Source organism: Corallococcus praedator (assembly GCF_003612125.1).
Classification (GTDB): domain Bacteria; phylum Myxococcota; class Myxococcia; order Myxococcales; family Myxococcaceae; genus Corallococcus; species Corallococcus praedator.
Map to the genome: position 1 here is coordinate 1 of NZ_RAWI01000011.1, position 22017 is coordinate 22017.

Here is a 22017-nt window from a genome sequence, read left to right on the forward strand (position 1 = left end):
GCACCCAACACTTCCGGCAGCGGCTACACGTTAACGGTGCCGTCCGACATCTGGGCGAAGCCGGGGTGGGCGGTGACGTGCAGCACCTGCGTCAGCGTGCCCAGGTGCTTGAGCATGCGCGCCACCAGGGGCAGCTTGGCCTCGTCCACGCCGGTGAGCACGTCGTCCAGCAGGAAGGGGCGCTTCACCCGGGCGCACGTCTTCTCCACCACCGTCATGCGCAGCGCCAGATAGTAGAGGTCCAGGTCCTTGGGGGGCAGCTCGCCCACCGGGATGCGGCTGTTCTGGGTGAGCGCGAAGGCGTTGCCGTCGCGGTCCCACTCCACGCCCTGGTAGCGACGGTCCGTGAGCGCGGTGAGGTACTGCACGCAGCGATCCTTCAGCAGCGCCTGCACCGACAGCAGGTCGGACGTGAGCACGTCCGCGGCCTGCGACAGCACCACCGGGGACGGATCCTCCAACGGATCCACCGGCGCAGGGGCCTGCCCTGGAGCCGTCGCGACCGGCACCGGCGGCGCCTTGGCCAGGGCGATGGACTCCTTCAGGCGGCCCAGCTCGCGCTCGACCTCGCGCAGGTCGCGCACGTAGGTGCCCTTGGCGGTCAGCTCCGCGTTGAGCTCCTCCTGCTGCGCGCGCATCTCCTGCCCCTGGCGCAGGGCGTCCTGGTACTCGGCGGACGCCTCGAACTCCTCCAGCTGCGTCTGCAGCTCGCCCAGGCGGATGCCCAGCAGGTCCTTCTTCTCCAGCGCGGGAGCGATCTCGTCGAGCGTCTCCACATCCAGGGCCTTGATGGCCATGCGCACCGGCGCGTCATCGACTTCGAACTCGTCGAGGATCTTCTTCTCCCGCACGCCCTTGCGGTTGTCCTTGGTGCCCCGGCGGGTGGCCTTCTGCAGGTCGTCCACGTAGCGCAGCGCCATCAGGGCGGCCGTGCCGAAGGCCGGGATGTTGAGCAGCGCCAGGTAGCGCCACATGGGCGCGCCCACGCTGGAGAAGCCCAGGCCCACGCTGAGCGCCAGGAACAACGCGCCTGAACCCAGGCCGCCCCAGAAGTAGCGGTTCTGGGTGAGCGGCGGCACCTTCAGCGCCGCGTCCTCCAGCTCCGGGTCGCGGTCCGTCTCCAGCCGCGCCAGCGCCTCGTCCCGCCGCGCCACCGCCTTCGGGTGCCGCTTCACGCGCGTGAGGATGTCCTGGGGCAGGCCCAGCGACTCCGGCGAGGGCGCCGCGCGCCAGGCCTTCTCCGCCTCCACGATGGCTTCCTTGAGGCCCTCGCCCCCCCGGAGCTTCGAGTCCGCCTCGAAGATGAGCGACGACAGCTCGTCCACCTTGAACTGGAGCTGATCCACCTCGCGGGAGACGACGATTTCCTTCTCCAGCGCCTTCACCTTCGCCTCGGCGGCCTGGAGATCCTCCGCGGGCCGCACCGCGCTGGCCGTCGCCAGGGACGGCGTGCTGCCGGAGGCCTTCGCCGCGGCCACCTGGGCGGACGCCTTGCGAGGCCGACGCGACGGCAGCATCACCAGTTGGAGGCAGTACACCTGCTCGAACGTGGTGCGCGGCGGCAGGCCCGCCTGGCCGCGCAGGTACTGGTTGATCTCCGCCGTGTCCGACGACATCAGCTCCGGCTGGCTGGTGGTGGGATTGAGCCGATGCAGCGAACCGGAACCGCCCAGCTCACGCAGCACGCGGTACGTCATCCCGTCCTGCCCCACGAACGTCAGCGCGGCCTTGCCGGAGCGCCCCCCCGAGCCCACGAAGCTGGAGTCACCGCCCCGGCCGTCCGAGAACAGCAGCGACAGCGACAGGCCCGCCAGCGGCAACACGTCCGCCGTGGGCGGCTTGAGGATGAGGTACCCGGTCTTCAACGGGAAACGGCCGGCGGGAGAAAACCCGCGGACGTTCTGGATGGCGACCTCGACGAAGTGCATGGCGTGCGCAGTCTAGCCCGAACGAAAAAAGGAGCGTCCAGTGACGGACGCTCCTTCTCGCACGCGGCCGCGAAGGCCGCGAGAGGGTTTCTCTGGACCTACGAGCCCTGGGCGGCGGCAGCGGCCTTGGCGGCCTTCTTCGCGGCGCGCTCCGGATCCACCTGCACGTCGACGCGAGAGGCCTTGCCCTTCAGGTCGCGGAGGTAGAAGAGACGCTTGCGGTTCACGTCGCCGCGGGTGAGGACTTCGATCTTCTCGTAGCGGGGGCTGTGGATGGGGAAGATGCGCTCCACGCCGACGCCGAAGGACATCTTGCGCACGGTGAACGTGGCGCGGTTGGTGCCCTTGGTCTTGCGGATGACCACGCCCTCGAAGGCCTGCACGCGCTCCTTCTCGCCTTCCTTGACCTTCCAGTGGACGCGAACGGAATCACCCGTACGGAACTGGGTGAGGTCCTGGCGCAGGAACTTGTTTTCGACGTGCTGAATGAGGCTGCGGCGCATGACGACTCCAAAAAGCGGAACTTGACGCGTAGGACGCGTGGAAAGAGCGGGCCGTACTAGCAGAGACTGCCGTGTCGGACAAGCCCGCTTCGAAGGGTTCCGCGAGGACGCGCAGGGTTACAACTCTTCCTCGCCCCTGGCGAGCAGTTTCTGATCCGCCTTGCCGAACTCCAGCCGCGAATACAGATCGGGACGCCGCTGCTGGGTGAGCTTGATGGCCTTCCAGCGCCGCCAGCGTGCGATCCTGGCGTGATCGCCGGACTGGAGGACGGCCGGGACCTCGACCCCCCGGAAGACGGGCGGCCGGGTGTAGTGCGGGTACTCCAGCAGACCCTCCTCGAAGCTCTCCGCCACCGAGGACGCCTCGTTGCCCAGCACGCCCGGCACCAGCCGCGTCACGGCGTCCACCACCGCCATCGCCGCGATCTCCCCGCCCGTGAGGACGAAGTCGCCCAGGGACAGCTCGCCATCCAGGTACGGCATCACCCGCTCGTCCACGCCCTCGTACCGGCCGCAGACGAGGATCAGCCCGGCCTCGTGCCGCACCAGCTCGCGAGCGGTGGCCTGGGTGAAGACGGGGCCCCGGGGGCTCATGAGCAGCGCCTTCGCCCCGGGCAGACGGGCGCGCGCGGCCTCGATGGCGGCCACCAGCGGCTCGGGCTTCATCACCATGCCGGCGCCCCCGCCGTAGGGCGAGTCGTCGGTGACGTGGTGCTTGCCCACGGCGAAGTCCCGCACGTCGGTGAGCGTGACGGAGAAGAGCCCCTTCTCCTGCGCCTTCCCGAGGATGCTCGCGCCCAGATAGCCGGACAGCATCCCCGGAAACAGCGTGAGGATCTCCACGGGGTAGCTCACCCCGCGTCTCCGTCGTCGCGCCCTTCGACCTCCAGGTATTCGGGAGGACGGATCACGATGCGCCCCGCGGCGATGTCCACCGACGGAACGAACTCGTCCGCGAAGGGCACCACCAGCTCCGGACGGCCCTTGGCGCGAATCACCAGGTTGGGAACTTCACCCGTGGCCCAGACCTCTTCCACCGTGCCCAGCGCGGTGCCCTGCTCGTCCACGGCGGCGAGCCCCACGAGGTCGCCCTGGAAGAACTCGCCCTCCTCGGGCGGCTCCAGGTCCTCGCGGTAGACGAGCACCTTCGCACCCACCAGGGCCTCGGCGGCGACGCGCGTCTCCACGCCCTCGAAGCCCAGCAGGTCTTCCTTGTTCGCACCGCGGAAGGTCTCCACCACCATCTCGCGCTCCTCACCGGAGCGCAGACGCAGGCGGACGCGATCGACGGTGCCCAGGGTCTCCGAGGCGGGGTCGAAGCTGCGGACCGCCACCTCGCCTTTCAGGCCGTGCGCACGCGCGACGTAGCCCAGCTCCAGACACGTGGACGCGCTCACCGCGCGTCGTCCGGAGCGGGCGGCACCACGGGAGCACCCGGGGCACGCCGATCGTCGAGAATCTCCAGGCGGACCTTCTGGCCCTGCTTCTGGGCGGCGGCAGTGAGCAGCGTCCGGAGGGCGTTCACCGTGCGCCCATCACGACCGATGACCTTGCCGACGTCCTCCGGGGCGACCTTCAGCTCATAGAGCCGGCCGCCATCCGCCTCGGAGATGCGCAGGGCGACCTGGTCCGGTTGATCGACCAGGGCCTTCGCCAGATACGTGAGCAGCGGCTCCACGTCTTGTCCAGACGGGTGCGAGCTCAGGCGGTGGTCGCCGGGGCCTGCTTCTTCGCCGTCTTGATCAGGTCCGCGACCGTCTCCGAGGGCACCGCGCCGCTCTTGATCCAGTAGGCCAGGCGCTCCTCGTTGAACTGCACCTTCGCGGGGCTGTGGTTGGGGTCGTAGGAGCCGACCTGCTCCAGGAACTTGCCGTCGCGCGGGCTGCGCGAGTCGGTGGCAACCACGTGGTAGTACGGCATCTTCTTGGCGCCCGCGCGGGCAAGACGGAGGACAACGGCCATGGAACGCTCCAGCGAACAGGTGACTTCAACAGTAACAGGCGGAGGGGGGCGCTCTTAGCGCCCCTACATCGGGATTGTCAAGGAAGCTCGGGTGCTTATGTCACGTCGGGGCTTCCGCGGCCGCTTCGCCCCGGTTGGCGAGCTGGCCACAGGCGCCGGCGATGTCCCGGCCCCGGTTCCTGCGGATGTAGGCCGCGACGTGGGCCTCGGAGAGGATGGCGCGAAACTCCTCCGCGCGAGCCTCCCCGGTGGTCTGGAACCCCAGGCCGGGGTTCTCGTTGTACGGGATCAGGTTCACCTTCGCCGGGATGTCCCGCAGCAGCTCCCGGAGCCGGTGCGCGTCCTCGTCGGTGTCGTTGAAGCCCTTGAGCAGCACGTACTCGAAGGTGATGCGCCGGCCCTGGCGAAGCGGGAACTTGCGGCACGCGTCCAGCAACGCCGCGATGTTCCACTTGCGGTTGACGGGCATCGTCTTGCTGCGCTGCTCGTCCGTGCTCGCGTTGAGCGAGATGGCCAGCTTGACGTCCGTCTCCTGACCGAAGCGTTCGATCATGGGCACCAGGCCCACGGTGGAGACGGTGATGTGACGGTGGCTGAAGTTGGGCCCATCCTGCGACTGGAGGATGGCGAGCGCCGTCTTGAGGTTCTCGAAGTTGTGCAGCGGCTCGCCCATGCCCATGAACACCAGGTTCGTGAGCGGGCGGAGCGTCTCCAGGGACTCGTTGCGCCGCACCTCGCGGTTCACCGCGTGCACCTGGGCGACAATCTCCCCGGGCGTGAGGTTGCGCTTGAGGCCCAGCGTGCCCGTCATGCAGAAGGTGCACGCCATCGCGCAGCCCACCTGGGTGGACACGCAGAGCGTCTTGCGGTCCTCCGACGGCATGTAGACGGACTCGATGAAGCGCCCGTCGCGCGTCTTGAAGCGGTACTTGATGGTCCCGTCGACGCTGCGCTGCTCCAGGTCCTTCACCAGCGGGACGATCTCCGCCTGGACCTTGAGCTTCTCGCGCAGGCCCTTGGACAGGTCCGTCATCTCGTCGAACGTCGTGGCCCCCCGCTGGTGCAGCCAGCGGTAGAGCTGCGCGGCGCGGAACGGGCGCTCGCCCAGCTGCTCGCTCAGGAACAGGGCGAGCTTCTCCTTGGACAAGCTGGCCACGTCGACCAGCTTCGCCGGCGTGGGCGCGGGCAGGGGCTCGGTGACGGGAAGGACTGTGGCGGTGGACTCAGACATCGTTCAGTCAGGCCTAACGGAAGGCAGCAGGGCGTGCTTCCCACAACAAGGCACGGCAAGTCAAAGGAGGGGCACGCCCCCTTCCCTGCCTACCCCTTGGAATCGTGATGCTCGGCGGCGCCGCGCTTCCAGTAGCCCGTCACGCGCATCCAGTCCTTGTTGAGACCGCGCTCGGCCACCAGGTGTTCCCGGATGGTCTTGAGCGACGTCGCCTCGCCCGCCACGAACACGAAACCCTCCCCGGGGGGCTGGGTCCACGCCCGCAGCGCATCCTCCAGGTGCTTCGTCGTGCCCGCGTCCGCGCTTCCCCGGTGCAGCCAGGTGAGCTGCACGTCCGCCTGGCTGTCGATGCGCTGCTCCTCCGACGCGTCCGCCACCTCGATGAAGGCGAACGCGCGCTTCCCCGCCGGCAGTTCCTCCAGGCGGCGGGCAATGGCCGGCAGCGCGCTCTGGTCACCCGCGAGCAGGTACCAGTCGAAGTCGTCCGCCACGTCGTGCGTGCTGCGAGGACCGCCAATGCCCAGGAAGTCACCGGGCTTCGTGTTGGCGGCCCACTGGCACGCGGGGCCTTCACCATGCAGCACGAAGTCGATGTCCAGCTCGCCCGCCTTCGGATCAAACCGGCGCGGCGTGTAGTCGCGCGACGCGGGCTTCGCGAGCCCCTCCGGCATGCTGAGGCCATGGGGGCCCACCACCGGCATGTTCGGCTTCTTCACCCCGGGCTCCGCGAAGAAGACCTTCACATGGTCGTCCGCGCCGGGCGAGGTGAAGCCCTCCAGCTCCGGGCCACCCAACGTCACCCGCAGCATGTGCGGCGTCAGCTGCGTCACCCGCAGCACTTCCAGCAGCCGCAACTTGACCGGGAACGGCCCCCGACGATTCACGCGCTCTGATCCACCGCTCATGCGTTCTTCCTTGCCGATAGTGACTTGCATTATCGGTAGCAAGGACCGTCCAAGAGGGCAACCGGATACCGCCCATGGAAGCGTTGTCCGGGCGAGCGTCCAGGCTTGGGAAAAGACGACGGCCCGGACCTGCGCCTCGTGAGGGGCGCGGGCTCCGGGCCGCAAGTCCTGTCCAGCGCGGTGGCTGGACGAAGCGTGACGACTAGTACTTCTGGGTCTCGGTCTCGCGGAAGAAGTACGCGATCTCGTTCTTCGCGTTCTCCAGGCTGTCCGAGCCATGCACCGTGTTCGCGTCGATGCTGTCCGCGAAGTCCGCGCGGATGGTGCCCTTCTCGGCCTTCTTCGGATCCGTGGCGCCCATGAGGTCGCGGTTGGCGAGGACGGCGTTCTCACCCTCCAGCACCATCAGGACCACCGGACCGGAGATCATGAAGGCGACCAGGTCCTTGAAGAAACCCCGGGCGCTGTGGACCGCGTAGAAGCCTTCCGCTTCCTTCTGGGACAGCTGCTGCAGGCGGATGGCGACGGGCGTCAGGCCCTTCTCCTCGAAGCGGGAGATGATCTTCCCGATCACGTGCTTCTTGAGCCCGTCCGGCTTGATGATGGAAAGCGTACGCTCGATGGCCATGGCGTTGAGTCCTCGTGTGTGTTCGCGGGGATGACTGCTTAGCGGTTCTTCTTGGGGGCGCCGCGCTTGACGACTTCCTGCAGCGTGGTGCCCAGCTCGGCGGGGCTCGCGGCCATCAGGATGCCCGCAGCCTCCATCGCCTTGATCTTCTCGCCGGCCGTACCCTTGCCGCCGGAGATGATGGCGCCCGCGTGGCCCATGCGCTTGCCCGGGGGCGCGGACTGACCGGCGATGAAGCCGGCGATCGGCTTGGTGAACTCACGGGCCACGTACTCCGCGCCCGCCTCTTCGGCGCTGCCGCCGATCTCACCGATCATGATCACCGCGTCCGTCTCCGGATCCGCGTTGAAGAGCTTCAGCACGTCCACGAAGTCGGTGCCGTTGACGGGGTCGCCGCCAATGCCCACCGCCGTGGACTGGCCCAGGCCCAGCTGCGTCAGCTGGTGCACGGCCTCATAGGTCAGCGTGCCGGAGCGCGACACCACGCCAATGCGGCCCGGCTTGTGGATGTGGCCCGGCATGATGCCGATCTTGCACTTCGCGCCGGGGGTGATGACACCCGGGCAGTTCGGGCCGATGAGGCGCACCGACTTGCCCTGCAGGTACCGCTTGGCGCGGATCATGTCGTTGACGGGGATGCCCTCGGTGATGGTGATGATGAGGGAGATGCCCGCGTCCGCGGCCTCCATGATGGAGTCGGCGGCGAAGGGCGGCGGCACGAAGATGACGGACGTGTTCGCGCCCGACTGCTTCACGGCGTCGGCCACCGAGTTGAACACGGGGACCTTGCCCTCGAAGTCGGTGCCGCCCTTGCCCGGCGTGACACCGCCCACCAGCTTCGTCCCGTACTCCAACATCTGCTTGGCGTGGAACGAGCCCGCCGAGCCGGTGATGCCCTGGACGAGGACCTTCGTGTTCTCGTTGACGAGGATGCTCATGGCGTTCTTTCAGGAAAAGAGTGCGCGACGAACTACTGGATCGCCGCCACGGCCTTCTCAGCCGCCTGGCGCAGGTTGTCCGCGGGAGTGATGGCGAGCCCGGAGTTGCGGAGGAGGTCCTTGCCCTTCTCCACGTTGGTGCCCTCAAGCCGCACGACGAGCGGGATCTTGAGCTGCACTTCCTTGGCCGCCGCGATGATGCCCTCGGCGATGACGTCGCACTTCATGATGCCGCCGAAGATGTTGACGAGCACCGCCTTGACCTGGGGGTCCGCGAGGATGAGCTTGAAGGCCGCCGTCACCTTCTCCTTGTTCGCGCCACCGCCCACGTCCAGGAAGTTGGCCGGAGCACCGCCCACCAGCTTGATGGTGTCCATGGTGGCCATGGCCAGACCCGCGCCGTTCACCATGCAGCCGATGTTGCCGTCCAGCGCGATGTAAGCCAGGTCGAACTCCTTGGCCTGCGTCTCGCGGGGCTCCTCTTCCGCGACGTCGCGGTACTCCAGCAGGTCCTTGTGCCGGTAGAGCGCATTCTCGTCGAAGGTGACTTTCGCGTCGAGCGCCACCACGCCGCCATCCTTCAGGATGACCAGCGGGTTGACCTCCACGAGCGCCGCGTCCGTCTCGATGAACATCCGGTAGAGCGCGGAGCAGAACTGCACGAACTTGTTCACCGTGGGGCCCGTCAGGCCCAGCCCGAAGGCCAGCTTGCGGCCCTGGAAGTCCAGGAAGCCCACCGCCGGATCCACCGACTCGCGGAGGATCTTCTCCGGGTGGTGCTCGGCCACTTCCTCAATCTCCACGCCGCCCTCGCGGGACGCCATGAAGGTGATGCGGCTGGAGGCGCGGTCGAGCGTCACGCCCAGGTACAGCTCCTGGCCGATGGCGAGCCCTTCCTCGATGTAGACCTTGTGGACCGTCTGCCCTTCCGGGCCGGTCTGGATGGTCTTGAGCTTCATGCCCAGCATCTGCTTGGCAAGCTCCTTGGCCTCCGCGGGGCTCTTGGCCAACTTCACGCCGCCGCCCTTGCCGCGGCCGCCCGCGTGGATCTGCGACTTCACCACGACGACCGGCGTGGCCAGCGTCTTCGCCGCGGCCTCCGCTTCGTTGGGGGAGAGCGCGAGGATGCCGCGCGGCGTGGGCACGCCATACTTCCGGAAGAGTTCCTTGCCCTGGTACTCGTGGATCTTCATCGAATCTCCGGGTGGGACGAGGGGAGACGGGGACGGCCCCATCGGGGCTGTCAACGCCGGCCCTCATTGCGCAGAAAGCGACGCTTGGCAAGGCCGTTTGGCCCCCAGCGTCGTCGCGGGACACACGCCCCGTCCCCGACATAACCCCCGGTGTCCGGGTGGATGAGGCGGCCTTCAGCACCCTGCCCCACGGGCGCACGCCGGGTGGAGGGCCCCTCCGGCAGGCATGGGCGCCGCAGCGGCGGGAACGACGGCGGCCCCGCCCAGCGCCCCACGAAGGGGACGCTGACACGGGGCCGCGAGCGAAGCACCAGCAAGCGTGCGGGAAGGGCTACCCCGGACCGCTCGACGCCTTCTGCTCCTCTTCCTTGAAGAAGATGTCCTTGATCATCAGCTTGCTCACCTCGCGGTTCATCACCGCGATGGAGGTCGTCAGCGGAATCTCCTTCGGGCAGACCTTCACGCAGTTCTGCGCCTTGCCGCAGTCCTGGATGCCGCCAGGGCCCATGAGGGCGCGCGTGCGCTCCTCGGAGTTGAGCTTGCCCGTGGGGTTCATGTTGAACAGGCGGGCCTGGCTGATGGCGGCGGCGCCGATGAAGTCGTTGTCCACCGTCACCTGCGGGCACGCCTCCAGGCAGCTGCCACAGGTGATGCACGTGGACAGCACGTACATCACGGAGTGGTCCTTCTGTGACTGGCGCGGGCCGGGGCCCAGGTTGTACGTACCGTCGACGGGGATCCACCCCTTCACGCGCTTGAGCGCCTCGAACATGCGCTCGCGGTCCACGGTGAGGTCGCGCACCACCGGGAACTTCTTCATCGGCTCCAGGGTGATGGGCTGCTCCAGCTTGTCCACCAGCGCGGAGCACGCCATGCGCACCCGGCCGTTGATGTTCATCGCGCAGCTGCCACACACCTCTTCGAGGCAGGCGGCGTCCCAGATGACCGGGGCGACCTTCTTGCCGTCGGAGGTGACGGGGTTGCGCTGGATCTCCATCAGACAGGAGATGACGTTGGCGCCCTTGCGATAGGGGACCTTGAACTCGTCGAAGTGGCCCGGCTGGTTCGGATCATCCTGCCGCCAGATGCGGAAGGTGATGGTCTGGGTGCTGACGGCGCTGGCCTGTGCGGTGTCCATGGTGCTCGAGCCCTTCCCTTCACTGCCCAATCAGGTAGCGGAGTCCCGCGCTGGAGTGCACGCGCGGGTCCGGAAAAACTGCCGCCCCGCCTATGCGTACCAGCGCGGCTCGGGATCCAGCACCGGCGTCGGCAGGTCCCGGTAGGTGATCTCCGGGCCCTGGGCGGCGTAGCTGGCGATCGTCGTCTTCGCCCACTTCTCGTGGCGCTTCTTCCACAGCTCCATCCAGTTCGGATCCTGGCGCGGGTCCTTCGTCGCGGGCTCCGGGAGGGAGAAGTCCGGCTTGTAGTGGGCGCCGCGGCTCTCATCGCGCAGGAGCGCGCTGGTGGCGATGACCTCGCCCAGCTCCAGCATGTTCCAGACCTGGTTGGTGTACGACAGCGCGCGGTTGGCGACGACGCCCGTGTCCAGCACGTTGACGCGGTTCCAGCGGTCCTTCAGGTCGCGGATGCGCTCCACCGTCTTCTTCAGGCGGTCGTTGTAGCGCACCACGGTGCAGTTCTCCGTCATCACGTCGCCCAGCTCCTTGGCGATCTGATACGGGTTCTCCGCGCCGTTCATGGCCTTGATGGTCGCGAAGCGGTCCACCCAGTAGCTCTTCGCGTCGTTGAAGTACTTCTCCGGGCTGGCCGCCGCGCTGACTTCCTGCGACTTGGCGAAGGACGCCATCGCCGGGCCGCCGATCATGCCCGAGTAGATGCACGACAGGAGCGAGTTGGCGCCCAGGCGGTTCGCGCCGTGGAAGGCGTAGTCCGCCTCGCCCGCCGCGTACAGGCCCGGGATGCGCGTGGTCTGGTTGACCGGGCTGCCGTCCTTCGGGGTCTGCGTCTTCGGATCCGACTCGAAGGACACGTGCAGGCCGCCCATCGAGTAGTGCATGCCCGGGAAGATGACCATCGGCGTGTGGCGCGGATCATCTCCGACGAACTTCTCGTAGATCTCCATGACGCCCTTGATCTTCGCATCCAGCGTCTTGGCCGGGATGTGCGTCACGTCCAGGTACACGCCGTCGCGCCCGCCGATGCCCAGGCCCAGGTCGCGGCAGACCATGAAGATCTCGCGCGTCGCGACATCGCGAGGCACCAGGTTCTTGTACTTGGGGTACTTCTCTTCCAGGAAGTACCAGCGCTCCGACTCCGGGATGTCCCGGGGGGCGCGCACGTCGCCCTTCTTGCGCGGCACCCAGACGCGGCCGCCCTCGCCGCGCACCGACTCGCTCATCAGGCGCAGCTTGTCCTCGCCCGGGATGGAGGTCGGGTGCACCTGGATGAACTCGCCGTTGGCGTACAGCGCGCCTTCCATGTACGCGCGGCCCGCGGCGGTGCCGGTGTTGATGATGGAGTTGGTGGAGCGTCCGAAGACGATGCCCGGACCACCCGTCGCGAGGCACACCGCCTCCGCTGGGAAGGTGCGGATCTCCATGGTGCGCAGGTCCATGGCCACGCTGCCGATGCAGCGGCCATTGCCGTCCTTCACCGTACCCAGCCACTCCCAGTACTCGTACTTCGTGACCTTGCCCTCCGCCTCGTAGCGGCGCACCTGTTCATCCAGCGCGTACAGCAGCTGCTGGCCGGTGGTGGCGCCCGCGAACGCGGTGCGGTTGTGCAGGGTGCCGCCGAAGCGGCGGAAGTCGAGCAGACCTTCCGGCGTGCGGTTGAACGTCACGCCCATGCGATCCAGCAGGTAGATGATGCCGGGCGCCGCGTAGCACATGCCCTTCACGGAGGTCTGCTCCGCGAGGAAGTCGCCGCCGCGCAGCGTGTCCATCACGTGGATGTCCGGGTGGTCACCCTCACCCTTCGTGTTGACCGCGCCGTTGATGCCGCCCTGGGCACAGACGGAGTGCGAGCGTTTGACCGGGACGAGCGAGAGCACGTCCACCTGGTGACCCGCCTCCGCCAGCTTGATCGTCGTCATCAGCCCGGCGAGACCGCCGCCCACCACCGTGAATCGCGCTGCTGCCGCCATCATCGTCTCCTTGACTGCCAGACGCCGGGCCTGCCTGCGGTGGGTCGCTCCAAAGCACTTCGCGACACCTCCCCGCGCCCGAGCATCCAGTGCGAGTCCTACACGCTAGTTAACTTGGAAAAATACCGCCGCAACGACGGTGGGCCGGACGATAAGCCCGGATCATTCACGGCATCAGGCGGCGGCCCGCCGGCAGCATTCCGGCGGGCCTGACCGACCGATGCGGAAAACGGCTACAGCTTGACGAGTTCGACCGTCTGCTTCACGGACTCGTAGGACTTCTTCAGCTCGGCCTTCTCCGCGTCGTTCAGCTCCACGGTGATGACCTTCTCCACGCCGCCCGCGCCGATCTGCACCGGGACGCCGAAGAAGAAGTCGCTGATGCCGTACTGGCCCTTGAGCATGGCCGCGGCCGGCAGGACGCGCTTGCGGTCGAACAGGAAGCTCTCCGCCATGGCGATGGAGGAGGCGGCCGGCCCGAAGTAGGCGCTGCCCGTCTTGTACAGGCCCACCAGCTCCGCGCCGCCCTTGCGGGTGCGGTCGATGATGGCGTCCAGCTTGTCCTTGGCGATGAGCTGGGTGAGCGGCACGCCGCCCACGGTGCTGTGGCGCACGAGGGGCACCATGTCGTCGCCGTGGCCGCCGAGCACCAGCGCCTCCACGTCACGGATGGAGGAGCCCAGGGCCTCCGCCACGAAGCACTTGAAGCGGCTGGTGTCCAGCACGCCCGCCATGCCCACGACCATGTTGTCCGGCAGGCCGGCGATCTTGTGGAGCGCGTACACCATCGCGTCCAGCGGGTTCGCGACGTTGATCACGAAGGCGCCGGGGGCGTGCTGCTTGATGTTGGCCGCCACGTCCCGCATGATCTTCAGGTTGACGTCGAGCAGGTCCTCGCGCGTCATACCCGGCTTGCGGGGCACGCCGGCCGTGATGATGATCACGTCCGAGCCCGCCACGTCCTTCCAGTCCGTGGAGCCGGTGACGCGACAATCCAGGCCGTCCACCGCGGACAGCTGGTTGATGTCCAGCGCCTTGCCCTTGACCAGACCTTCAGCCACCGGGATGTCGTAGAGCACGACGTCGCCGAGCTGCTTCTGGACCGCCAGCAGGGCCAGGTTGCCGCCAATCTGACCGCCGCCGATGAGGCCGATCTTCTTCTTCTTGTGCGCCATGGTTTCGCCCTCTTGCTTGCCGGGTGGGGACTACATGTTCTTGATGATGGCCTGACCGAACTCCGAGCACTTCACCTCGGTCACGGCGCCCTGCGACTCCAGCTTCATCAGACGCGCGAAGTCGTACGTCACGGTGCGCGCGGTGATGGCGCGGTCCATGCCCTTGATGATCAGGTCCGCGGCCTCGTGCCAGCCCAGGTGGCGCAGCATCATCTCACCGGAGAGGATGACCGAGCCCGGGTTCACCTTGTCCAGGTCCGCGTACTTCGGGGCCGTGCCGTGCGTGGCCTCGAAGACGGCGTGGCCGCTGACGTAGTTGATGTTGCCGCCCGGCGCGATGCCGATGCCGCCCACCTGCGCCGCGAGCGCGTCCGACAGGTAGTCGCCGTTGAGGTTCAGCGTGGCGATGACGTCGAACTCATCCGGACGGGTCAGCACCTGCTGCAGGGTGATGTCCGCGATGGAGTCCTTGACCAGGATCTTCCCCGCGCCCAGCGCCGCCTTCTGCTCGGCGTTGGCGGCGTCCTCGCCCTTGGCGGCCTTGGTCGCCTCCCACTGATCCCAGGTGTAGACCTTGTCACCGAACTCGCGCGTGGCCAGGTCGTAGGCCCACTTGCGGAACGCGCCTTCGGTGAACTTCATGATGTTGCCCTTGTGGACGATCGTCACGCTCTTGCGCTTCAAGTCCACCGCGTACTGGATGGCGGCGCGCACGAGGCGCTCGGTGCCTTCCTGGGACACGGGCTTGATGCCGACGCCCACGTTCTGCTCGAAGCGGATCTTCTTCGCTTCCTTGGGGAACTCCTGCTTGAGCCAGCCCAGGAACTTCTTGGCCGCGTCCGTGCCGGCCTCGAACTCGATGCCCGCGTAGATGTCTTCCGTGTTCTCACGGAAGATGACCATGTCCACCTTCTCCGGCTGCTTCACCGGGCTGGGCACGCCCTTGAAGTAGCGCACCGGCCGCAGGCAGACGTACAGGTCCAGCATCTGGCGCAGCGCCACGTTCAGCGAACGGATGCCGCCGCCCACCGGCGTCGTCAGCGGGCCCTTGATGCCCACCAGGTAGCTGCGGAAGGCCTCGACCGTCTCGTCCGGCAGCCAGTTGTTGACCTGCTTGAAGGACTTCTCGCCGGCCAGCACCTCGTACCAGGAGATCTTCCTCTTGCCGCCGTAGGCCTTCTCCACCGCCGCATCGAACACGGCCTGCGAGGCCTTCCAGATGTCGCGGCCGGTGCCGTCGCCCTCGATGTAGGGGATGATCGGGTTGGACGGCACGTTCAACTTGCCGTTCTGAAGGGTGATCTTCTCGCCAGAGGGAGGCGCCATGAACGCAAACTCCTGAGTAGGACCGGGTATTGAGAGGCGGCGGATACTCTGGAACCCGCCCCCGGTCGTCAAGGAGTTTGGCCGCGCGGCACCGGGTTTGGACGCACCGGTGGTGCGCCGCGCTTATCGCAGCCAATGGTCGAAAAAAGGCTGGGCCGCTTTTCCCAGGTTTCGCGGGCTAGAAGCTCGCGAGGCCGGGCGCGGGCAGCTGGATGCCCACGCCGGTTCCCGTCTCCAGCCGCTCCACCGACAGCTCGCCGCCCATGGCGTCCACCAGTTCGCGCGCGCGCGCCAGCCGCCGCTGGGTGGTGCCCACCCGCAGCGGGGACAGCACCACCGAGCGCAGCTCCCGCTCGGACAGGGCCACGCCCGGCATCACCACCTGGAAGCGCGGGCCCACCTCCCCGAAGTCGTCCGGGGGATCCACCACCACCCGCACCGTGCTGGCTTCGGGGGTCGCCGTGTCCGCCGCGTGGGCGATCAGCAACAGGAAGACCTGCTCCAGGCGGCGCCGACTGACCCGGGCCATCACCGGATATTCGGGCAGCTCCAGCGCCACCTCCACGCCGTGCAGCCGCCGCGTCGCGCCCAGGAGCTTGAGGGCGTCGCGCGCGGAAGCCGCCACGTCCACCTGGAAGACGTCCGGCAGATCCACCGACTCCAGACCGCCAGACGCAGCCGCCCCGTCCCCCGGCCTTCCGTTCGTCTCGAGCGCTGCGCTCATACGCGTCTCCCCACCCTTGACCTGGAGCGCCGACAATACCGGCCGCCTCCGACAGGCGTCCATTGCACGGCCGTCTGACTGTGTTCGTTTCTCGGTTTCTGTATTGGGGGGATTACAGTTATGCGCCATCTTGCCGGTGAAGATGCGCTTGCCGGGTACGTAATACTCCTCGGAAACCCCGTATCCCGCCCTGGAACTTCCTATCCCCTGCCCTGGTCAATCTTGACCCAGGGTGAGTCACCCAAGGGGACGGAAAAACAGCCCAGGTGCATAAATTCGATTTGACTGTTACGGACGAACTCCCCATGATGCGGTCACAGAATCCAGAGCCGTCAGCGTCTTCACTGAATCAGGGAGGAAGTGTTGTGCTCGCAACATCGCCGACCATGACTGGTGACGCTGCCCGGAGAAGGGGTGTCCTGACGATGGATGGAGGGATTCCGGCGTCCGCGAAGTTCCAGCACGCGATCGAATTCGGCAGTGGAGATGCACTGCGCAACGTGATTCCCCTTCCCCCCGCGGAAGCAGCCCTGGATGACTCGGGCTATTCGCTGCACGGCACCGGCCCCACGGCCATCACCTGCGCGCTCGGCAGCCCCGACGCGGTGCTGGGTGAAGTGACCCGACTGAGCCCCACGGTGGTGTGGGTGGCGCCCCGGGAGCCGCAGGTCGACACGTCGGAGGCCCGGACCTTCCCCGTGTACCTGTCCTTCAATGGCGTCACCATCGGGCCGCTCAACGCCGCCTTCATCCGCACGGACGCGGACATGCCGCACGCGCCGGTGGGGCTGCAGCTGGTGGGCGTGTCGGTGGAGCAGGGTCGGGAGATCCTGGGGTTCCTGGCGGACGCGCTGCGCCGGGGCATCGCGGAGCCGGCCGCTTCCGCGCTGCCCGTGCAGGACATCATCGTGGACCCGGAGCGGATCCGCTCCATCTTCTCCGCCATCTGCGCGTCCGGGAACAAGGGCGTGCTGCGCCGCCAGGGCCGCGTGGTGCGCATGGTGCTGGAGCGCTTCCACGCCTCCACCGGTCAGCTGGAGTGGCGCACCGAGGAGTCCACCCCGGACTGGGGTGACCCGGCGTACGACATCGACGTCATCGGCTACAACTCCGCGTACCGCATGCGCGCGGAGACGGGCCGTGGCGAGGGCGACCGCCTCTTCACCACCCTGCCCGCCCAGCTGTTCCGCATCCGTCACCGCTGGCACCGCCGCGTTCCCGCCCCCGAGGGCATCCGCGCCCGCTTCCACCACCCGCTGTGGCGCGAGCAGGGCCTGCTGCGCCGCGAGGTGCTGGACCTGTCCTTCTCCGGCCTGTGCGTGCGCTGCCTGCCGCAGGACCTGATGTTCCCCGGCCTGCTGCCGCCCCTCATCGAGTTGGAGCTGGGCGACGGGCTGATGGTCAGCGTGCGCGGGGAGATCCGCTACGTCAGCGGCGTGCGCGCCGACGGCACCGTGCTGTGCGGCCTGAGCGTGCTGCCCTATTCGTCCGACGAGGCGCGCTGGGTGCGCTTCGTGTCGCAGACGATGTCCCCCGCCACGCGCACCAGCGAAGGCCTGGTGGATCAGCTCTGGGATCTGTTCAACCGCTCCGGCTTCTTCAGCCTGGGTGGCAGCTCCCCGGAGGAGTTCGAGGAGCTGAAGCTCAACTTCGCGTCGCTCGCCAAGCGCGCCGCGGAAGTGCCGCAGCTGTTCTGCCAGGCGGTGTGGCCGTCCGAGCGCGGCATCGAGGCGACGCTGTCCTTCACCAAGCCGTACCGCCACGCGTGGCTGGGCCACCAGGTGGCAAAGCGGCCGGGCAAGCCGCCTCCGGGGGTGCAGGAGGCGGGGCAGATCATGCGCGACATCTACCTGCGCACGTTCGAGCACCCGCAGAGCGACCCGGACTTCCACTGGGTGATTGCCTACGTGGAGGCCCTCAACCCGTGGATCGCCAAGGCGCACGTGCGCTACGCCGAGCGCCAGATGGAGAGCGGCGCGGGCCTGGCCTTCACGCGGAAGATCCAGAAGATGAAGGCCTTCAGCCACGAGCTGAGCGGCCGCGACCACCGCGAGTTCGAGGTGGGCCCCGCCACCGCCGGTGAGCTGAGCCTGCTGGCCGCGACCATCGCCCGCAAGTTCCCCACCTGCTACGTGGAATCGCTGGACCTGACGCGGGACCGGCTGGACATGACGCCCGTCACGCAGAAGTGGAAGAGCTTCGGCATGGAGCGCGAGCGCTCCATCCTCGTGGCCCGCCGCCACGGCATCCCCTACGCCGCCGCCGTGATGGAGCTGGGTCAGCTGGGCGCGAACCTCTTCCGCCTGCTCGACAACACGCGCATGTTCTCGCTCGTCGAGGACGGGACGCGCGCCTATTCGGCCCTGATGGACGCGGCCCGGAACTGGTACCTGGCGCGCCGCCGCCCCTCCTTCCTCTACCTGCGCGAGGACGAAGGCGGCAGCTACGTGCAGGAGTGCGGCCTGCACGACGGGCCGGATCCCTACATGTGGATCATCTCCTCGAAGCTCGTTCCGGACTTCCTGGAGCACATCAGCGAACTCACCATCGGGCGCCGCGGTGCCCACTCCCGTTGAGGACTGACCCCCCCATGAGCAAGCCCCTCGTCGATACCCAGTACCTCCCCCACGTCTCCGATGTCCGCCACGTCCTGGCGGCCGGCCCCCACGTCACCACGCTGCTGGATGAGAACGTCGATCCCGCCCTGCTGGAGGGGTTCCTCATCCAGCTGTGCGCCCTGGGCGTGTACATGACGGAGCCCGTGGACGGGTGGATCCGCCGCGCCGGTGAGGCCTGTACGAAGGTCGAAGGTCTGGAAGAGGTGGGCCGGCAGCTCATCTCCCACGCCAAGCACGAGGCCGGTCACCACCTGATGATGGTGGAGGACACCAAGAGCCTGGTGGCCGGTTGGAACCAGCGCCGCATGCCCAAGCTGGACGCGGAGCAGCTGCTCGCGCAGGCCCCGACGCCGGCCATGCAGGAGTACCGGCAGATCCACGAGGACACCATCAACGGCGCCATGCCGGGCGCGCAGGTCGCCATCGAGTACGAGATCGAGAACCTGTCGGTGGTGTTCGCGCCCCGCCTCATCGAGCAGTGCAAGCGCGTGCTCGGGCCGGACGTGATGAACTCGCTGACGTTCATCAAGGAGCACGTGGAGCTGGACGTGGGCCACACCGCCCTCAACGAGGTCATGCTCAACAAGCTGCTCAGCCAGAAGCCCGAGCACGCCGTGACGATCGGCAAGACGGGCGCCCGCGCGCTGGACATCTACCTGCGCTTCTACGGCGACTGCATGGAGAAGGCGAAGCGGATGCTCCAGGTCGCCACGGCCTGAAGTCCCCGCTGAAAACACCACGGGCGCCGGGGCCAGGAAGGCCACCGACGCCCGACAGGTGCTCCGTGTCCGGTATGGACCGGGACTCCAGGCTCACGCGCCGATGGACGCGATGCGACGCGGGATGCGGCTGCCCCGGCGGTTGAAGGGCCGGACGTCCTTCTTCAGCGCGGCGTGGACCTGCTCGACGCCCGCGCGGTTCGTGGCCGCGTAGACGTACCGGTCCGGCCGCAGGACGACCAGGTCGGACGCGTGCTGGGCGAACCACTCGCCCAGCTTGCCTTCCAGGTCCACCACCTCTCCCGCGCGCCCCGCGCCGGAGCGCGCCGCGGGCGCCACCGACAGCCAGACGCCGCCGATGTCCTCCGCCAGGGCCTTGGCGGCCTGCTGCACGTCGGCGGGCGCACCCGGCCGCGTCAGCACCGCGAAGCGCTGCCCGATGACGTCGTCGAGCGGACGCTCCCCTTCCTCACCGTGCTCCACGCGGGGCTGCGGGAAGTAGGCACCCTCCCCGGCCGTCTTGGCCTTGCCGCGTTTGCCGCCGAAGAGGAACCCTTCCGCGTGGAAGAGGTTCGGCTTCATCTTGTATTCGCGGATGAAGGGGCCGGTGACGGGCATCCGGTACAGCAGGTTGATGAACACGTTGCGGGCGCGGGCCATGAGCGGGCCGCCCGAGGACAGCATCGACCCGAGCGCGTCCGACATCCGCATCATCTCCGCCGCGTGCGGCCGGCGCTCCACCTCGTAGGTGTCCAGCAGCGCCGCGTCCGCGGCGCCGTTGAGCACGTGGGCGATCTTCCAGGAGAGGTTCGCCGCGTCGCGCAGGCCGGAGCACACGCCCTGGCCCAGGAAGGGCGGCATGAGATGCGCCGCGTCCCCGAGCAGGAACACCCGGCCCACCCGCCACTTCTCCGCCATGCGGCTGTGGTAGGCGTACAGGTTGACGCTCTTGATCCGCACCGAGTCCGGATCGATGTACGGGGAGATGATGCCGCGCACGTACTCCGCGCTGCGCACGTGCTCCAGGTCCTGCCCGGGCCGCACCACCGTGTCGAAGCGCATCTCGTCGTGCGCGGTGCGCGTCACGATGCCCACGCGCTTCGGGCCGCAGGGGTAGTAGGTGAAGTCGGGCGCCGACGACGGCGTCTCCACGGTGATGGCCAGTGCGTGCGCGAGCGCCGTGGTGCCCTCCAGCTTGAGGCCCAGCCGCCGGCGGATGCCGCTCTTCGCGCCGTCGCAGGCCAGCAGGTAGCGCGCCCGCACCGTCAGGGTGCGGCCGGTGGCGTTCTCCTTCACGCGCACCGACACGCCGTCCTCGTCCTGCATGAAGGATTCGACTTCGTGGCCGCGCCACAGCGCCACGTTCGGGAAGCGCTCCATGCCGCGGGTGAGGGACGCCTCCAGGCGCGGCTGGCTGAACAGCGAGCCGATGGCGTGCCCGTTGGGACGCTCCACCTTGGTGAAGTCCACCTCCGCCAGCACCCGCATCTCGTCGTCGACGTACGTCATCTTCAAGCACGGGTGGAAGCTCGGCCCCAGTTCGCCCGTGAGGCCGGCGGCCTGGAAGATGCGCTGCGCTTCGTCGTCCGCGTTGATCGCCCGCGACTGCGTGTGCGGGACCGTCTCCTTCTCGATGACCACGGTGCGCAGCCCGTACTGTCCCAGCAGGTTCGCCGCCATGGCACCCACCGGGCCGCTTCCGACGACGATCACATCAACAGATTCCGGAGCCATTACTCCCCTCCCGTTGTGTGCGAGCTGATCCGTTCAACCGTGCGGCCTAGCGACCGAAGCCCCCCTCGGTCGTAGTTAAGGATACCGCCAAACCCTTGCAACCCCACCGGAACACGTTGTTTCAACGCGCCCTCCGGTGATCCACCTCCCGGTCGCCCCAGCGCCGGGTCCTTCGAACATCCACCTGTTCTTAAAACGCACCCCTCCAAAAACCTTGCATGTCTGCCCATGCATCTCCGCCATTCTCCTGGCGGGCGCGCCTCCGCACGGACTTTTCGCGTCGCGTTTTCCTGCGAGGATTCAAAGTTTCGCGGTGGCCGTATGGATTCAGTGTCTTGTTTTGATTTCGAGGCAGGTGGATGTGCGCTGATACACCCGGAAGGCGCCTCTTGTGCGTCGCGCCGGACTGGGCGACAGTTGCGGGGCCGTCCTCCCCCTGAGCCCCTTGGAGTGCCCAGCGATTATGCCCAGACTGCAACTTTTCGAGCTAGAGGATCAGCCCTGGTTCCCGAAGGTCCTGCGCCGTGGGGTGACGGACTTCCTGGCGTACGTGTGGAGCCTCTCGGACGACCGCTACGTGGAGTTCGTGCGGCGGCTCAAGGGCGCGATGGCGGCGATGGGTGAGACGCAGCTGCTGGACATGGCGTCGGGCAGCGCGGGGCCGGTGCCGAAGCTGCTGGAGATGCTGGAGTCGCAAGAAAAATACACTGCGACAGCGCTTCTCACGGACCTGTATCCGGAGGTGTCCGCGTTCGAGAAGGTGAAGGCGGCGCACCCGGGGCGCGTGGACTATGTGTCGACGTCGGTGGACGCGACGGCGGTGCCGGCCACGTACAAGGGCTTCCGCATCATGTGCAACTCGTTCCACCACCTGCCGCCGGAGGCCGCGCGCAAGGTGCTGGCGGATGCCGTGGCCCAGCGCCGCGGCATCGCCATCATGGAGCTGGTGGAGCGGCGCGGGCCGGCCATCGCGATGACGGCGGCGGCCCTGATCAACGTGCCGCTGACGACGCCCTTCATCCGGCCCGTGCGCATGGACCGGCTGGCCCTCACCTATCTGATGCCCCTCATCCCCATCGCCGCGGCGTTCGACGGCGTGGTGTCCTGTCTGCGGACCTACTCCATCGAGGAGATGCGCGAACTCACCCAGGGCCTGAGCGACGACTACATCTGGGACATCGACCGGCTCACCAACGAGGGGAACCCCTTCGGCCTGATGATGCTCATCGGCCGACCAGCCAATCCGTCGCAGGCATGAGCGGGTTGTCACCAGGAGGTCAGTAACGCCCCGGGCCAACGCGTGGCGTCGTGATTTCCGGGTTTGAAG

20 protein-coding genes are annotated in these 22017 nt (G+C 67.8%); 3 read left to right on the top strand and 17 right to left on the bottom strand.

Annotated features, from left to right (window positions below; genetic code table 11):
- Positions 1–23 precede the first annotated feature (23 nt).
- The 16 genes from D7Y13_RS02595 to D7Y13_RS02670 all read right to left on the bottom strand — a co-directional run bounded on the left by D7Y13_RS02595 (position 24) and on the right by D7Y13_RS02670 (position 15619).
- Positions 24–1928, bottom strand: coding sequence for an ATP-binding protein (locus D7Y13_RS02595; protein WP_120581804.1), 1905 nt, complete (start codon positions 1926–1928; stop codon positions 24–26).
- A 98-nt stretch (positions 1929–2026) separates the two neighbouring features.
- Positions 2027–2431, bottom strand: a complete 405-nt coding sequence (rplS, locus tag D7Y13_RS02600) for a 50S ribosomal protein L19 (RefSeq protein ID WP_120530938.1) — start codon at positions 2429–2431, stop codon at positions 2027–2029.
- Between the two features lie 117 nt (positions 2432–2548).
- The gene (gene trmD / locus D7Y13_RS02605; protein ID WP_120530937.1) at positions 2549–3286 is read right to left on the bottom strand and encodes a tRNA (guanosine(37)-N1)-methyltransferase TrmD; all 738 of its coding nucleotides are present in this window, start codon (positions 3284–3286) and stop codon (positions 2549–2551) included.
- Complete coding sequence (rimM, locus tag D7Y13_RS02610; protein WP_120530936.1) at positions 3283–3828, bottom strand: ribosome maturation factor RimM; 546 nt, start codon at positions 3826–3828, stop codon at positions 3283–3285. The genes trmD and rimM overlap by 4 nt, the downstream gene beginning before the upstream one ends.
- A complete protein-coding gene (locus D7Y13_RS02615; protein ID WP_120530935.1) occupies positions 3825–4109 on the bottom strand; it encodes a KH domain-containing protein in 285 nt (94 codons plus the stop codon). The genes rimM and D7Y13_RS02615 overlap by 4 nt, the downstream gene beginning before the upstream one ends.
- A 23-nt stretch (positions 4110–4132) precedes the next feature.
- The gene (gene rpsP, locus D7Y13_RS02620; protein WP_120530934.1) at positions 4133–4393 is read right to left on the bottom strand and encodes a 30S ribosomal protein S16; all 261 of its coding nucleotides are present in this window, start codon (positions 4391–4393) and stop codon (positions 4133–4135) included.
- A 100-nt stretch (positions 4394–4493) separates the two neighbouring features.
- Positions 4494–5624: a dual-specificity RNA methyltransferase RlmN gene (gene rlmN, locus D7Y13_RS02625; RefSeq protein ID WP_120530933.1), complete on the bottom strand. Its 1131-nt coding sequence runs from the start codon at positions 5622–5624 to the stop codon at positions 4494–4496.
- An 89-nt stretch (positions 5625–5713) separates the two neighbouring features.
- Entirely contained in the window at positions 5714–6529 is an 816-nt protein-coding gene (locus D7Y13_RS02630) for a siderophore-interacting protein (RefSeq protein WP_120581805.1), read from the bottom strand.
- A gap of 202 nt (positions 6530–6731) precedes the next feature.
- The gene (gene ndk / locus D7Y13_RS02635; protein ID WP_120530931.1) at positions 6732–7157 is read right to left on the bottom strand and encodes a nucleoside-diphosphate kinase; all 426 of its coding nucleotides are present in this window, start codon (positions 7155–7157) and stop codon (positions 6732–6734) included.
- A 38-nt stretch (positions 7158–7195) separates the two neighbouring features.
- Positions 7196–8095, bottom strand: a complete 900-nt coding sequence (sucD, locus tag D7Y13_RS02640) for a succinate--CoA ligase subunit alpha (protein ID WP_120530930.1) — start codon at positions 8093–8095, stop codon at positions 7196–7198.
- Between the two features lie 32 nt (positions 8096–8127).
- On the bottom strand, positions 8128–9288 hold the full coding sequence (gene sucC / locus D7Y13_RS02645; RefSeq protein ID WP_120530929.1) for an ADP-forming succinate--CoA ligase subunit beta: 1161 nt from the start codon (positions 9286–9288) through the stop codon (positions 8128–8130).
- A 331-nt stretch (positions 9289–9619) separates the two neighbouring features.
- Positions 9620–10426 carry a succinate dehydrogenase iron-sulfur subunit gene (gene sdhB / locus D7Y13_RS02650; RefSeq protein ID WP_120530928.1) on the bottom strand — a complete coding sequence of 269 codons (807 nt, stop codon included), beginning with the start codon at positions 10424–10426 and terminating at the stop codon, positions 9620–9622.
- Positions 10427–10516: 90 nt separating this feature from the next.
- A complete protein-coding gene (gene sdhA, locus D7Y13_RS02655; RefSeq protein WP_120530927.1) occupies positions 10517–12394 on the bottom strand; it encodes a succinate dehydrogenase flavoprotein subunit in 1878 nt (625 codons plus the stop codon).
- 233 nt (positions 12395–12627) lie between these two features.
- The gene (mdh, locus tag D7Y13_RS02660; RefSeq protein WP_120530926.1) at positions 12628–13569 is read right to left on the bottom strand and encodes a malate dehydrogenase; all 942 of its coding nucleotides are present in this window, start codon (positions 13567–13569) and stop codon (positions 12628–12630) included.
- Between the two features lie 30 nt (positions 13570–13599).
- Positions 13600–14895, bottom strand: coding sequence for an NADP-dependent isocitrate dehydrogenase (gene icd / locus D7Y13_RS02665; protein ID WP_120530925.1), 1296 nt, complete (start codon positions 14893–14895; stop codon positions 13600–13602).
- A gap of 178 nt (positions 14896–15073) precedes the next feature.
- Positions 15074–15619, bottom strand: a complete 546-nt coding sequence (locus D7Y13_RS02670; RefSeq protein ID WP_120530924.1) for a histidine kinase — start codon at positions 15617–15619, stop codon at positions 15074–15076.
- Between the two features lie 425 nt (positions 15620–16044).
- Here D7Y13_RS02670 and D7Y13_RS02675 point away from each other — a divergent pair, with 425 nt between their 5' ends.
- On the top strand, positions 16045–18195 hold the full coding sequence (locus D7Y13_RS02675) for a hypothetical protein (RefSeq protein WP_199732627.1): 2151 nt from the start codon (positions 16045–16047) through the stop codon (positions 18193–18195).
- Between the two features lie 14 nt (positions 18196–18209).
- On the top strand, positions 18210–18956 hold the full coding sequence (locus D7Y13_RS02680; protein ID WP_120530922.1) for an iron-containing redox enzyme family protein: 747 nt from the start codon (positions 18210–18212) through the stop codon (positions 18954–18956).
- A gap of 93 nt (positions 18957–19049) precedes the next feature.
- Here the strand turns inward: D7Y13_RS02680 and D7Y13_RS02685 are convergent, their stop codons facing one another.
- A complete protein-coding gene (locus D7Y13_RS02685) occupies positions 19050–20690 on the bottom strand; it encodes a bifunctional 3-(3-hydroxy-phenyl)propionate/3-hydroxycinnamic acid hydroxylase (RefSeq protein WP_120530921.1) in 1641 nt (546 codons plus the stop codon).
- 463 nt (positions 20691–21153) lie between these two features.
- Between D7Y13_RS02685 and D7Y13_RS02690 the strand changes: the two genes are divergently transcribed.
- Positions 21154–21948, top strand: coding sequence for a class I SAM-dependent methyltransferase (locus D7Y13_RS02690; protein ID WP_147444123.1), 795 nt, complete (start codon positions 21154–21156; stop codon positions 21946–21948).
- The last annotated feature ends 69 nt before the right edge of the window (positions 21949–22017 follow it).